The sequence below is a fragment of the Streptomyces sp. SBT349 genome (assembly GCF_001083795.1).
Lineage (GTDB): Bacteria > Actinomycetota > Actinomycetes > Streptomycetales > Streptomycetaceae > Streptomyces.
Genome location: NZ_LAVK01000203.1, coordinates 1 through 13,669, shown reverse-complemented (window position 1 = coordinate 13,669; position 13,669 = coordinate 1). Strand labels below are relative to the sequence as shown.

Annotated in this window: 14 protein-coding genes; 12 read left to right on the top strand and 2 right to left on the bottom strand. The window is 71.9% G+C overall.

The features are described from left to right. Positions 1-494 precede the first annotated feature (494 nt). Positions 495-1,523, bottom strand: a complete 1,029-nt coding sequence (gene iolC, locus ADY01_RS22710; RefSeq protein WP_049576795.1) for a 5-dehydro-2-deoxygluconokinase — start codon at positions 1,521-1,523, stop codon at positions 495-497. Between the two features lie 161 nt (positions 1,524-1,684). On the opposite strand from iolC, the gene ADY01_RS22705 reads away from it, so the two are divergent. The 12 genes from ADY01_RS22705 to ADY01_RS22650 all read left to right on the top strand — a co-directional run bounded on the left by ADY01_RS22705 (position 1,685) and on the right by ADY01_RS22650 (position 12,384). Then, a complete protein-coding gene (locus ADY01_RS22705) occupies positions 1,685-2,686 on the top strand; it encodes a substrate-binding domain-containing protein (protein WP_049576792.1) in 1,002 nt (333 codons plus the stop codon). Next, positions 2,683-3,678 carry an ABC transporter permease gene (locus tag ADY01_RS22700; protein WP_049576791.1) on the top strand — a complete coding sequence of 332 codons (996 nt, stop codon included), beginning with the start codon at positions 2,683-2,685 and terminating at the stop codon, positions 3,676-3,678. Before ADY01_RS22705 ends, ADY01_RS22700 begins: the two co-directional genes overlap by 4 nt. Continuing rightward, positions 3,675-4,664 (top strand): ATP-binding cassette domain-containing protein, encoded by a 990-nt coding sequence (locus ADY01_RS22695; RefSeq protein ID WP_078900515.1) that lies wholly within the window; start codon positions 3,675-3,677, stop codon positions 4,662-4,664. Before ADY01_RS22700 ends, ADY01_RS22695 begins: the two co-directional genes overlap by 4 nt. Beyond that, positions 4,661-5,548 (top strand): sugar phosphate isomerase/epimerase family protein, encoded by an 888-nt coding sequence (locus tag ADY01_RS22690; RefSeq protein ID WP_049576789.1) that lies wholly within the window; start codon positions 4,661-4,663, stop codon positions 5,546-5,548. The genes ADY01_RS22695 and ADY01_RS22690 overlap by 4 nt, the downstream gene beginning before the upstream one ends. A gap of 77 nt (positions 5,549-5,625) precedes the next feature. Then, a complete protein-coding gene (locus tag ADY01_RS22685; RefSeq protein ID WP_049576787.1) occupies positions 5,626-6,648 on the top strand; it encodes a Gfo/Idh/MocA family protein in 1,023 nt (340 codons plus the stop codon). A gap of 9 nt (positions 6,649-6,657) precedes the next feature. Next, a complete protein-coding gene (locus tag ADY01_RS22680) occupies positions 6,658-7,395 on the top strand; it encodes a GntR family transcriptional regulator (RefSeq protein ID WP_049576784.1) in 738 nt (245 codons plus the stop codon). 129 nt (positions 7,396-7,524) lie between these two features. Beyond that, positions 7,525-7,779 carry a type II toxin-antitoxin system Phd/YefM family antitoxin gene (locus ADY01_RS22675; RefSeq protein ID WP_049576782.1) on the top strand — a complete coding sequence of 85 codons (255 nt, stop codon included), beginning with the start codon at positions 7,525-7,527 and terminating at the stop codon, positions 7,777-7,779. Then, on the top strand, positions 7,776-8,027 hold the full coding sequence (locus tag ADY01_RS22670) for a type II toxin-antitoxin system RelE family toxin (protein WP_049576780.1): 252 nt from the start codon (positions 7,776-7,778) through the stop codon (positions 8,025-8,027). The genes ADY01_RS22675 and ADY01_RS22670 overlap by 4 nt, the downstream gene beginning before the upstream one ends. A 167-nt stretch (positions 8,028-8,194) precedes the next feature. Beyond that, positions 8,195-9,559, top strand: a complete 1,365-nt coding sequence (locus ADY01_RS22665; RefSeq protein ID WP_234320358.1) for an extracellular solute-binding protein — start codon at positions 8,195-8,197, stop codon at positions 9,557-9,559. After that, positions 9,549-10,499 (top strand): carbohydrate ABC transporter permease, encoded by a 951-nt coding sequence (locus ADY01_RS22660; RefSeq protein ID WP_049576778.1) that lies wholly within the window; start codon positions 9,549-9,551, stop codon positions 10,497-10,499. Before ADY01_RS22665 ends, ADY01_RS22660 begins: the two co-directional genes overlap by 11 nt. Further along, a complete protein-coding gene (locus tag ADY01_RS22655) occupies positions 10,496-11,317 on the top strand; it encodes a carbohydrate ABC transporter permease (RefSeq protein WP_049576776.1) in 822 nt (273 codons plus the stop codon). Before ADY01_RS22660 ends, ADY01_RS22655 begins: the two co-directional genes overlap by 4 nt. Next, on the top strand, positions 11,317-12,384 hold the full coding sequence (locus tag ADY01_RS22650; protein ID WP_049576774.1) for an ABC transporter ATP-binding protein: 1,068 nt from the start codon (positions 11,317-11,319) through the stop codon (positions 12,382-12,384). The genes ADY01_RS22655 and ADY01_RS22650 overlap by 1 nt, the downstream gene beginning before the upstream one ends. On the opposite strand, the gene nhaA is transcribed toward ADY01_RS22650, so the two are convergent. After that, positions 12,357-13,607, bottom strand: a complete 1,251-nt coding sequence (gene nhaA, locus ADY01_RS22645) for a Na+/H+ antiporter NhaA (protein WP_078900516.1) — start codon at positions 13,605-13,607, stop codon at positions 12,357-12,359. The genes ADY01_RS22650 and nhaA overlap by 28 nt on opposite strands. Between the last annotated feature and the right edge of the window lie 62 nt (positions 13,608-13,669).

Below are 13,669 nucleotides of genomic sequence, written 5' to 3'. Positions count from 1 at the left end.
ACCCCATCCCCCTCCACCGGCCCCGTCCCGGGAGGTACGCGCCCGTGGTTGCGGCGTCGGTTCGACCACCGTCACTGCCGCTTCGGCCTCCCGCGCCCGTGGTTGCGGCGTCGGTTCGACCACCGTCACTGCCGCTTCGGCCTCCCGCGCCCGTGGTTGCGGCGTCGGTTCGACCGCCGTCACTGCCCCTTCAGCCCTCGGTGCCCGTGGTCGTGCGGGGCGTTGGGCCGCGGTCGCCGTTCCGCCGTCGGACCCGTTCCCGGCGCCCCGCGGCCGTGGTTGCGGCGTCGGTTCGACCGCCGTTGCCGCTGCTTCGGCCTCCCGCGCCCGTGGTTGTGGCGTCGGTTCGGCCGCCGTCACCGCCCCTTCAGCCCTCGGTGCCCGTGGTCGTGTGGCCCGTTCAACCGGCGTCGCCGTTCCTCCGCTGTGTGGTGTCCACTTCGCCGTCGCCGGTCCCCATATCCGTTCTCCCGCCTTCCCGGCGGAGCCGATCCTCACCGGGCCTCACCCTTCCGCCCGCCGGTCACCACGTCGGCCTCCCCGCCGGAGGCGAGAAGCGTGGAGACCTCCTCCGCGTACGGCATGGCCGCCGAGCAGGCCAGGCGGGAGGCGACCAGCGCGCCCGCCGCGTTGGCGTACCGCATGATGCGGTCGGGTGGCCAGCCGGACAGCAGCCCGTGGCACAGCGCCCCGCCGAACGCGTCGCCCGCGCCCAGGCCGTTGACCACCTCGACGGGGTGCGGCGGGACCTCGGCGCTGGTGCCGTCGCCGCGCACCGCGAGCACCCCCTCGGGGCCCCGCTTGACGACGGCGAGCTCCACCCCGGCGGCGAGCAACGCCTCGGCGCAGGCGCGGGGTTCGCGCTCGCCCGTGGCGACCTCGCACTCCGCCAGGTTCCCCACGGCCACCGTCGCGTGGGCCAGGGCGGCGCGGTAGTGCGGCCTGGCCGACTCCGGGGAGCCGTCCGGCCAGAACATCGGCCGCCAGTCCAGGTCGAACACCGTCGCCACCCGGCCCTCCCCGTTCCCCGCCGAGGCCCGCGCCTCCAGGGCGGCCAGCGTCGCGGACCGGCTCGGCTCCTCGCACAGACCCGTGCCGGTCATCCAGAAGACGCGCGCCGCCGCGATCGCGGCGAGGTCCAACTCCTCGGTGTGGATGACGAGATCGGGCGCCTTCGGCAGCCGGTAGAAGTAGAGCGGGAAGTCGTCCGGCGGGAAGATCTCGCAGAAGGTCACCGGCGTCGGGTACGCGGGCACGTCGCTCACCCACCGGTCGTCCACGCCGAACTCCCGCAGCGCCTCGTGGCAGTACGCGCCGAACGGATCGCTCCCGGTGCGGCTGATCACGGCCGCCGAACGCCCCAGGCGCGCCGCCGCGACGGCGACGTTGGTGGGGGAGCCGCCGAGGAACTTTCCGAAAGTCTCGACCCGCGGCAGTGGCACGCCGGTCTGAAGCGGGTAGATGTCAACGCCGATGCGTCCCATGGTGATGAGGTCCAACGGGGGGTCCAGTGCTCCGGCCATACCACCCAGGTGTAAGGCGCGAAGTATCACCTGTCAATATATTGTCCTGACAAAGTATTGACACCTCGCGCCCCCGGGAGTTTGCTGCCGTGCAGAAAAGCCGGACAGCGATGCCCAGAAGCTCAGTGCCCAGAAGCTCACAGTGAAGTGAGGTACCGACGATGAACCGCGTCCACCGCTCCGCCCTCGCGGCCGCCTGCGCCGCCGGCCTGCTGCTCGCAGCGGGCTGCTCCAGCGACTCCGGCGGCAAGGAGGCCCAGGACCGGGCGGAGGAGGGCGAGGTCGGGCAGGCGGACACCCCCCGGATCAGCGTCGCGCTGATCACCCACGGGGCGCCGGGCGACACCTTCTGGGACACCGTCCGCAAGGGCGCCGAGATGGCGGCCGAGAAGTCCAACGCCGAGCTGGTGTACTCCTCCGACCCCAGCGTCGCCGGCCAGGCCAACCTCATCCAGAACGCCATCGACCAGGACGTGGACGGCATAGCCATCTCGCTCGCCAACCCCGAGGGCCTCTCCGGCGCCATCGCGCAGGCGCAGGAGGCGGGGATCCCCGTCGTCGGCCTCAACTCCGGGATGGACACCTGGCGCGACCTGGACCTGCTGTCCTTCTTCGGCCAGGACGAGGAGGTCTCGGGCCAGGCGTTCGGTGAGCGGCTCAACGAGATCGGCGCCGAGCACAACATCTGCGTGATCCACGAGCAGGGCAACGTGGGCCACGAGGCCCGGTGCGCGGGCGTCGCGGACACGTTCGAGGGCGAGACGGAGATCCTCTACGTCGAGGGCGCCGACATGCCCTCGGTGCGCGCCACCATCGAGGCCAAGCTCCGGCAGGACGAGTCCATCGACTATGTCGTGGCGCTGGGCGCCCCGTTCGCGCTGACCGCCATCGACTCGGTCGCCGACGCGGGCAGCGACGCGGAGATCGCCACGTTCGACCTCAACACCGAGGTCGTGCCCGCGATCGAGTCGGGCGACGTGCAGTTCGCGGTCGACCAGCAGCCGTACCTCCAGGGGTACCTGGCCATCGACTGCCTGTGGCTGTACTCGACCAACGGGAACTTCAGCGGCGGCGGGGAGCAACCGGTGCTGACCGGGCCCGCGTTCGTCGACCAGGAGAACATCGAGACCGTCGCCGAGTTCGCGGCGAACGGCACCCGATGACGCGCCGCCTGCTGGCCCGCCCCGAGATGGGGGTGCTGATCGGGGCGCTCGCCGTCTATGTCTTCTTCTTCGCCGTCGCGCCCACCTTCCGGCAGTTCGACTCGCTGTCGACCGTGCTCTACCAGTCGTCGACGCTCGGCATCATGGGCCTGTCGGTGGCGCTGCTGATGATCGGCGGCGAGTTCGACCTCTCGGCGGGCGTCGCGGTCACCACCTCGTCGCTGACGGCCAGCATGTTCGCGTTCCAGCTCACGCTCAACGTCTGGGCGGGCGTGATCGTCGCGCTGGTGCTCTCGCTGGCGATCGGCGCGTTCAACGGCATCATGCTCGTCAAGACCGGACTGCCCAGCTTTCTGATCACCCTGGGCACGTTCCTGATGCTCCAGGGACTGAACCTGGCCATCACCAAGGCGGTCACCGGCAATGTGGCGACCGACTCCATCCGCGACATGGAGGGGTTCGAGCAGGCCCGGGATGTCTTCGCCTCCTCGGTCACCATCGGCGGGACCACCATCCGCGTCACCGTGCTGTGGTGGCTCGGCTTCGCGCTGCTGGCCACCTGGGTGCTGCTGCGGACCAGGTACGGCAACTGGGTCTTCGCCGTCGGCGGCCACCGGGACAGCGCGCGGGCCGTCGGCGTGCCGGTGACGTTCGTCAAGGTCAGCCTGTTCATGCTGGTCGGCTTCACGGCCTGGTTCGTCGGGATGCACCAGCTGTTCGCGTTCAACACCATCCAGTCCGGCGGCGGCATAGGCAACGAGCTGCTGTACATCGCGGCGGCCGTCATCGGCGGCTGCCTGCTCACCGGCGGCTACGGCTCGATCCCGGGCCCGGTCATCGGCGCGTTCCTCTTCGGCATGGTCTCCCAGGGCATCGTCTACGCCGACTGGGACCCGGACTGGTTCATGTTCTTCCTCGGCGCGGTGCTGCTGCTCGCCACCCTGCTCAACCTGTACGTCCGCAAGCAGGCCACCAGGAGGCGACCGGCATGACGTCCCCTTCCCCGGCCGCGTCTCCTCCGGCCGAAGTCCCCCTGGTCGAACTGCGCGGCGTCGGCAAGAGCTACGGCACCATACGCGCCCTGCACGGCGTCGACCTGGCCGTCCGCGCCGGCGAGGTCGCCTGCGTCCTCGGCGACAACGGCGCGGGCAAGTCCACGCTCATCAAGATCATTTCGGGTCTGCACCGGCATTCGGAGGGCGAACTCCGCATCGACGGCGAGCGGGTGGCGCTCACCGGGCCGCGCGAGGCGCTGCGCCGGGGCATCGCCGCCGTCTACCAGGACCTCGCCACGGTGACCCTGATGCCCGTCTGGCGGAACTTCTTCCTCGGCTCCGAACTCACCCGCGGGCGCGGGCCGTTCCAGCGGCTCGACATCCCGCGGATGCGGCGCGTCGCGGACGGGGAGCTGCGGGCCATGGGCATCGCGCTGGACAACCTGGACCAGCCCGTGGGCTCGCTCTCCGGCGGCCAGCGGCAGTCCGTCGCCATCGCCCGCGCCGTCCACTTCGGCGCGCGCGTACTGATCCTGGACGAGCCGACCGCCGCGCTCGGCGTCAAGCAGTCCGGCGTCGTCCTCAAGTACGTCGCCGCCGCCCGCGAACGCGGCCTCGGCGTCGTCTTCATCACCCACAACCCGCACCACGCCTACCTGGTGGGCGACCACTTCACGGTGCTGCGGCTCGGCGAGACCGAGTTGAGCGCGGCCCGCGAGGACGTCTCCCTGGAGGACCTGACCCTGCACATGGCGGGCGGCGCCGAACTGGCCGCGCTCAAGCACGAACTGGCCCGCGTCTCGGGCGTGGACACCGGGCGGCTGCCCGGCGCCCCGGACGCGGCCCCGCGGAAGGACACGGACGAGGTCCTGAACAAGGACCCGAACGCAGAACCGAACCCAGACCCGAACCCAGACCCGAACGCAGATCCGAACGAAGACCTGGACGAAGACCCGGACGGAGAGGACGTGACGGAACGATGACGATCCGCGTCGGCTCGGCTCCCGACTCGTGGGGCGTGTGGTTTCCCGACGACCCGCGCCAAGTGCCCTGGGAACGCTTCCTGGACGAGGTCGCCGAGGCGGGCTACCCCTGGATCGAGCTGGGCCCCTACGGCTACCTGCCCACCGACCCCGCCCGGCTCGGCGCCGAGCTGGCGGCCCGCGAGCTGCGCGTCTCCGCGGGCACGGTGTTCACCGCGCTGCACCACGGCGCCGCCGTCTGGGAGGCCACCTGGGAGCACGTCGCCCGGGTCGCCACCCTCACCCGGGCCATGGGCGCCGGACACCTCGTCGTCATCCCCGAGTTCTGGCGTGACCCGGTCACCGGCGAGGAGACCGAGCCGGGACACCTGGGCCCCACCCAGTTCGCCAACCTGGTCAGCGGCATGGACCGGCTCGGCCACCGGCTCCGCGACGACTTCGGCCTGACCATGGTCGTCCACCCGCACGCCGACACCCACATCGACACCGAGGAGAACGTCTCCCGCTTCCTGAGCGCCACCGACTCCGACGCGGTGAGCCTCTGCCTGGACACCGGCCACTACGCCTACTGCGGCGGCGACAGCGTCCGGCTGATCGAGACGTTCGGCGAGCGCATCGGCTACCTCCACCTCAAGCAGGTGGACCCCGACATCCTCGCCGAAGTCCTCGACCAGCGCGTCCCGTTCGGCCCCGCGGTCCGGCGCGGTGTGATGTGCGAGCCGCCCGCCGGCGTTCCCGCGCTCCCGCCGATCCTGGACGCGGCCAGGGCCCTGGGCGTCGACCTCTTCGCCATCGTCGAGCAGGACATGTACCCCTGCGAGCCCGACCAGCCGCTCCCCATCGCCCGCCGCACCCGCCGCTTCCTGGCCTCCTGCGGCGCCTGACCCCGCGCGGACGCGCCGCGACGCGCCGCACAGCACCACAACGCACCACAACGCACCACAGGCAAGGAGTAGTTGACATGACGAGGTCCGCCGAGCTCGGCGTCGCCGTCATCGGCATCGGCACGATGGGCGCCGACCACGTCCGCCGCGTCGAGGAGGTCATCAGCGGTGCCAGGGTCGCCGCGGTCGCCGATGTCGACGCCGACCGGGCAAAGGCTCTGGCGGCCACCGTCGAGGGCTGCACCGCCCACACCGACCCGGGCGCGGCGATGGCCGCGCCCGGGGTCGACGCGGTGCTGATCGCCTCGCCCGGCGCCGCGCATGAGGAGTCCCTGCTCATGGCGCTGGAACGGGACCTGCCGGTGCTGTGCGAGAAGCCCATGACCCCGGACGCGGCGGGCGCCCTGCGGGTGGCCGAGGCGGAGGCCAAGCTCGGGCACCGCCGGGTCCAGGTCGGCTTCATGCGCCGTTACGACGCGGAGTACCGCGAGTTGGCGGGGCTGCTGGCCGGGGGCGGACTCGGCCGCCCGCTGCTGCTCCACTGCCGCCACCGCAACCTCTCGGTGCCCTCCTGGTTCACCGACGCCAACCTGATCAACGACTCGGTCTCGCACGAGTTCGACGCCGCGCGCTTCCTCCTCGGCCAGGAGATCACCGCGGTACGCGTCCACCGGCCCGCGCCCAGCGGGCGGACGACCGAGGGGCTGGGCGACCCGCAGCTGGTGGTCTTCGAGACCGACGGCGGCGTGGTCGTGGACGTGGAGATCTTCGCCAACTGCGGCTTCGGCTACCAGGTTCAGGCCGAGGCGGTGTGCGAGCGCGGCACCGCCAGGATCGGCGAGGCCCATGGCCTGATGACCAACACCGCCGGGCGCTGGGGCGGCGAGGTCGCCCAGGGGTACCTGGCGCGGTTCGCCGATGCCTACGACCGCGAGGTCCAGGCGTGGGTGGACGCCGCGCGGCGCGGGGAGACCACGGGACCCGGCGTCTGGGACGGGTACGCGGTGGCCGCGGCCTGCGAGGCGGGGGTCGAGGCGCAGCGCACCGGCCGCCGGGTGGCCGTCGAGATGGCCGAACGGCCCACGTTCTACCGGCGATAGGGTCGTCGCGTGGACGTGCAGTTCAGCATCGACCGCACCAGCCCGGTGCCGTTGTACTTCCAGTTGTCCCAGCAGCTCGAAGCGGCCATCGAGCGCGGGCAGTTGCTCCCCGGGACCCTCCTGGTGAACGAGATCGACCTCGCGGGGCGGCTCGGGCTCTCCCGGCCCACCGTCCGGCAGGCGATCCAGTCCCTGGTGGACAAGGGGCTGCTGGTGCGGCGCCGGGGGGTGGGCACGCAGGTGGTGCACAGCCATGTCCGGCGCCCCGTGGAGCTGAGCAGCCTCTACGACGACCTCGCGGCGGCCGGGCAGCGGCCGTCCACACGCGTGATCGAGCTGGTCAACGTCGCGGCACCGCCCGAGGCGGCGGTGGCGCTCGGGGTGGCCGAGGGCAGCGAGGTGTGCCGCATCGAGCGGCTGCGCCTCACCCACGGCGACCCGCTGGCGTTCCTGCGGAACTACCTGCCGCCGTGGCTCCCGCCCCTCTCCCGTGCGGAGTTGGAGGCCACCGGGCTCTATCGCCTGATGCGCACCGGCGGCACGACGCTGCACAGCGCCCGCCAGTCCATCGGCGCCCGCGCGGCCACCCAGGAGGAGGCCACCCTGCTCAACGAGCGCCCCGGCGCACCCCTGCTGTCCATGCGGCGCACGGCGTTCAACGACAAGGGCCTGCCGGTCGAGTACGCCACGCACCTCTACCGCGCCTCGCGCTACACCTTCGAACTGCAACTGCTGATCCGCTCCTGAGGCGAGGAGCGGGACGGGCGCGGGCGAAGGTGAGCCCCGAGGACCCCCGCCGCGGCCGCCACTCGGCAGGTCCGACACCACCGTCGAGACGCGATGAACACAAGGTTCGAGAACTGTACAGTTCTCGACATGAGTGACACCTATGGGATGACCGAGGCCCGGGCGAGATTCGGGACGCTGGTACGGCGCGCCGCCCACTCCCACGAGCGCATCACCATCACGGATCACGGCCACCCGGCCGCCATACTGATCAACGCGCAGGATCTCGCCGATTTGGAGGACGCCCTGGCCGTGGCCGAGTACCGTCAGCGGGTCGCCGACGGCAGGGCCAGATTCATCCCGCACACGGAGGCGCGTCGGCGGCTCGGAGGGGAGTCCGGGTGAGCCACGAGATCGTCTGGGAAGAAGGCGCGCTGGACACGGCGGCCGGCTTCCTCAAGACCGATCCCGACGACCTGGCTCGCCTCCTGGACGCGGTCGACGCACTCGCCGAGGAGCCGCGTCCCGAGGGCAGCTTCCCCTACGGCTCCGAGAACTTGAGGCGCATGCGTGTCGGCAGGCTTCGCGTCCTCTACGAGATCTCCGAAGGGACCGTCACCATCGTGGTCCTCCATGTGGGCCGCGTCCCCTGACCGCGCGCGCCGCACGGCGGAGGCGCTCGGCGGGGGCGCTCGGCGTACGCGGTCGGGGGCTACCACCGGTCAACACGCCGCTACGCGTGCGTACTCGCCGGGTCCAAGGTCTTTACGGGGGGCCTCCCGGCGGGTAACTCTCGTGCATCGTCCCACCGAGGAGATGGATGATGCGGAAGCTGACCAGGCGGTCCAGGGTGCTTGCCGGGGCTGTGGGCGCGGGGATCGTGCTCACGGCGTGCGGCGGGTCGGATTCGGGCGGGGACGGCGGCGGGGTGGAGCTGGTGATCTCCGCGAACGCGGCGGCCGGCGGCAAGAACACCGAGGAAGCCGAGTGGATCGAGAACTGGGTGATCCCCGAGTTCGAGGCCGCCCAGAGCGAGCGGGGCGTGGACGTCGACGTCAGCTTCGAGCCCAGCGGCGTGGACGACGAGCAGTTCAAGACCCGGCTCGCGCTCGACCTCCAGGCCGGTTCCGGGCCGGACATCATGACGCTGGACGGCATCTGGGTGGGGGAGTTCGCCCAGGCCGGGTACATCGAGCCGATGCCCGACACCGACTGGGAGGGCTGGGACCAGATACCGGACGCCGTGCAGCAGCTCGCCTCGTTCGACGGGGAGGTGTACGGCATCCCGTGGGGCACCGACGGGCGGGTCATCTTCTACAACAAGGAGCTCTTCGCCGAGGCCGGTCTCGACGAGGAGTGGCAGCCCACCAGCTGGGCCGACATCCTGGACGCCGCCGAGGCGCTGGCCGAGCTGGACGGCGTCACCCCGGTGCAGCTCAACGCCGGGACGGCGATGGGCGAGGCCACCACCATGCAGGGCGTCCTGCCGCTGCTGGCCGGCACCGGCGAGGAGATCCACGACGGCCAGGACTGGGCCGGCGCGACCGCGGGCCTCGAAGAGGTCCTCGGCCTCTACGAGGACATCTACGGCGCCGAGCTGGGCGACCCGGTGCTCCAGCAGGAGGCGCAGGGCCGGGACAAGTCGTTCGAGCGGTTCGCCGCGGGCGAGGTCGGCATGCTGGTCGAGGGCGACTACTTCTGGCGCAGCGTCGTCAACCCCGAGGGCGGCACCGCCCCCATGGAGAACCGGGACGAGGCCGTCGGCTGGGCCCTGATCCCCGCCGTCGAGCCGGGCGCCGGCGTGAACGGCCAGGACTACGTCTCCACCTCCGGCGGTTCGGTCCGCGTGGCCAACCCGGCCGGCGACAACGCCGAGCTGGCCCAGGAACTGCTCACGTTCATGAACTCGGCGGAGGCCATCACCGCCGCCGCGGAGGGCGACACCCGCATCACCGCCCGCACCGACGTCAACGACCAGGTGCTCTCCGGGGACCCGATGCTCGGCTTCATCGCCGACGAGGTGCTGCCCATCACCACGTTCAGGCCCCCGCTGGCCGAGTACCCGCAGGTGTCCGTGCTGCTCCAGGAGGCCACCGGCTCGGTGTCCTCGGGAGACAGCAGCCCGGCCGAGGCGGCGGCCACCTACGAGGAGGGAGTCGGGGAGGTCGCGGGCGGTGGCGACTGACGCCGCCGGGCTCGGGCGGGGGAGGGCGGCGGCGTTCGTCGCCCCGGCGCTGCTGCTGATCGCCGGGTTCCTGGTCTTCCCCGCCCTGTGGACGATCTACCTCGGCATGACCGACTACCAGCTCACCGGTCTCGCCGCCGCCGACCCCCAGGTCACCGGGCTGGACAACGTGCAACGCGCGCTGGAGGAAGACGAGTTCACGCACTCGCTCGGCCTCACCCTCCAGTTCGTCGTCGGCTCCGCCGTCCTGGGGCAGGCCGTGCTCGGCTTCGCCGTCGCCTGGCTCCTGCGGAACAGGACCGGCGTCCTGCGCCGCGCCGTCGAGGGCCTGGTCCTGCTGGCGTGGATCCTGCCCAGCTCGGTGGTGGCGTTCCTGTGGATCGCGCTGCTCGACCGCGACGACGGCAGCCTCAACGCGCTGCTCGGCACGCCGGGCACGGCCTGGCTGGTCGAGCACCCGATGGCGTCGATCATCGTCTTCAACATCTGGCGCGGCACGGCGTTCTCGATGATGCTCTACGCCGCCGCCCTGGGCACCGTCTCGCCCACCCAGCTGGAGACCGCCCGCCTGGCCGGGGCCTCCGGCTTCCAGCAGCTGCGCGACGTGGTGTTCCCCGCGATCCGCGGCCACATCCTGACCAACCTGCTGCTGATCAGCCTGTGGACGTTCAACGACTTCACCCCGTTCCTCCTCACCAACGGAGGTCCGGGCGACGAGACCGAGATCATGCCCGTCTTCCTCTACAAGACGGCGCTGTTCAACGGCGAGCTGGGCTACGGCGCCGCCCTGGCGGTGCTGATGCTCCTCATCAACCTGGTGGTCGCCCTGGTCTATGTGCGGCTGCTGCGGCGGCGTGACCGCGACGCCGCCGCCGGGGCGCCGCCGGGCGCCGCCGAGCCGGGGGAGCTGGTCAAGGAAGCGGGGGTGCGGCCGTCATGAGTCCCCGCGACGCCGTCAGGACCGTCGTCCGCTACGTCCTCGTCTGCCTGCTCCTCGCGTTCTTCGCGCTGCCGCTGCTGTGGCTGGCGTTCGCGCCGTTCGACCGCGACCCCGGGGTCTCCGCCTCGCTGCCCAGCTTCACCCTGGACAACTTCGAGGAGCTGCTCGACAACGAGAACGCCCTGCGCTCGCTGCGCAACTCCATCGTCCTGGCCGCCGGCACCGGCGCGATCGTGGTGGTCCTGGCCGCCCTCGCCGCCTACGCGCTCAGCCGCGTCCGGCTCCCGGGACGCGACGCGCTGCTCTACGCCCTGCTCCTCCTCTCCTCCATCGTCACCGGCACCGCCGCGATGGTCCCCCTGTTCAACCTGGCGTACGAGCTGGACCTCATCGACTCCCAGCTGGGCGTCATCCTGGTGCTCACCGGCGGCCTGCTGCCCAGCGCCATCTTCATCCTCAAGGACTTCACCGACACCACGCCCCGCTCCTACGAGGAGTCCGCCCGCGTCTTCGGCGCCTCCCCGCTCCAGATCGTGCGGCACATCGTGGTCCCGCTCATCCGCCCCGGCCTGGCCACCATCGCCGTCTGGTCCGTCGCCCAGGTCTGGGGGAACTTCCTGATCCCCTTCCTCCTGCTGCGCTCGCCCGAGAAGTCCCCGGCGGCCGTGGTGATGTACACCTTCTACACCGAGGGCGGGCAGCCCGACCTCGCGCTGATCTCCACCTTCTCCCTGCTCTACTCCGTGCCGGTGGTCGCGATGTTCCTGTTCGTCTCGTCCCGGTACGGCTTCCGGTTCCACGGAGGGATCAAGCACTGATGGCAGCGATCGCACTGGACCGCCTGACCAAGGTCTACCCCGGCGGGGTCAACGCCCTGGACGCCGTCGGTCTCGACATCGCCGACGGGGAGTTCTTCGCCCTGCTCGGCCCCTCCGGCTGCGGCAAGACCACCCTGCTGCGCACCATCGCCGGCCTGGAGGAGGCCACCGGCGGCTCGGTGCTCATCGGCGGCGAGAACGTCACGGCCCTGCCGCCCGGTCGCCGCGACGTGGCGATGGTCTTCCAGGACTACGCGCTGTTCCCGCACATGACGGTCTCGGACAACATCGCCTACCCGCTGCGCATCAAGAAGGTCCCCGGCGGCGAGCGGCGCGCCAAGGCGGCCGGGACCGCGGGGGAGCTCGGCCTCTCCGCGCTGCTGACGCGCCGCCCGGGTCAGCTCTCCGGCGGCCAGCAGCAACGGGTCGCGCTCGCGCGGGCGATGGCCTGCCACCCCCGCGCGTTCCTGCTGGACGAGCCCCTGTCGAACCTGGACGCCCGGATGCGCCTCGAAGCGCGGACGTTCCTCAAGCGGCTCCAGCGCGAGCTGCGGGTCACCTGCGTCTTCGTCACCCACGACCAGGCCGAGGCGCTGGCGCTGGCCGACCGGATCGCGGTCATGGAGGACGGCCGGGTGCGGCAGGTCGGCTCGCCGGCCGAGGTGTTCCGGCGCCCGGCCAACACGTTCGTCGCCTCGTTCATCGGCTCCACCCCGATGAACCTGCTGGACGGCGAGGCCACCGGCGACGGGACGGTCGCCGTCGGCGGCGCCCGGGTGCCGGGCGGGCCCGGCGCCGCCGGGCTCGCCGCGGGCGAGAAGGTCGTCTACGGGGTGCGGCCCGAGTACCTGGAGTACCGCACCGAGCCGGCCGAGGGCGCGCTGTCCGGGGAGATCACCGTCGTGGAGAACCTGGGCAGCGCCCAGCTGGTCACCCTGGACGGCCCCGCCGGCTCCGTGCAGGTCGTCGTGGACGAGGACACGGAGGTCCCGCTTACCACCACCGGCTGGGCGGTGCCGCGCCGCGACCGGGTGCTCCTCTACCGCGACGGCGAGCTCGTCGCCTGATCTCCCGCGCCGCCGCCCGCGCCCTTCCCGTTGCCCCCGTCGTCGCCCTCGCCCTCGCCCCCGCCGTCCCGCAGGTACCGCCGCCCGCGGAGGGTCAGCAGCACCGAGGCGCACAGGGCCGAGCAGAGCGAGGCGACCAGGACGGCCACCTTGGCGTGCTCCTCCAGCTCGGCGTTCCCGGCGAACGCCAGCTCGCTGATCAGCAACGACACGGTGAACCCGATGCCCGCGAGCATCGCCCCGCCGAACACGTCCGGCCAGCTCAGCGTGGGGCTCAGCCGCGCCCGTGTGAAGCGGGCGGTGAGATAGGTGGTGCCGAAGACGCCGATCACCTTCCCCGCGAGGAGACCGAGCGCGACCCCCAGCGCCTCCGGCTCGCTCACCAGCGCGCCGAAGGTGTCGCCCGACACCTGCACGCCCGCCGCGAACAGCGCGAAGACCGGCACCGCGATCCCGGCGGAGTAGGGGTGGACGAGGTGCCCGACGCGTTCCGCCGGGGACTCCTTCTCGAACGGGCCGGGCAGGCTCCTCAGCAGCATCCCCATCGCCACACCGGCGACCGTGGCGTGCACGCCGCTGTTGTACATCAGCCCCCAGATCACCAGGGCCAGCGGCACGTAGACGTACCACCCGTGCACGCCCGCGCGGTGCAGGACGGCGAAGAGGACCAGACCGGCCAGCGCGCCGAGCAGCGCCCAGAGGTTGAGGTCCGAGGTGAAGAAGACGGCGATGACCAGGATGGCGATCAGGTCGTCCACGACGGCGAGCGTCAGCAGGAACACCCGGAGCGCGGACGGCAGATGGCGGCCCACGACGGCCAGCACCCCGAGCGCGAACGCGATGTCCGTGGCCATCGGCACCGCCCAGCCGCCCAGGTCCCCGCCCCCGGCGCCCGCCACGGCCACATAGATGAGGGCGGGCACGGCCATGCCGCCGATCGCCGCCACCACCGGCAGCACGGCGGTCGCGGGGCGGCGCAGCTCCCCGGCGACCAGTTCGCGCTTCAGCTCGATGCCCGCGATGAAGAAGAACACCGCGAGCAGGCCGTCCGAGGCCCAGTGCCCGACGGACAGGTCGAGCCCGAGCGCCGGAATGTCCAGATGGTGGTCGCGCACCGAGAGATAGGTGTCACCCAGCGGGGAGTTGGCCAGCACCAGCGCGAGGCCCGCCGCGATCAGCAGGAGCAGCCCGCCCGAGGCCTCCAGCCGCAGGAACTCCGCGATCGTCCGCCGGTTCCGCTCGGCGTCGGCGTTCGGGTCCTGTGGCGGGCGGCCTGCTCCTGCTG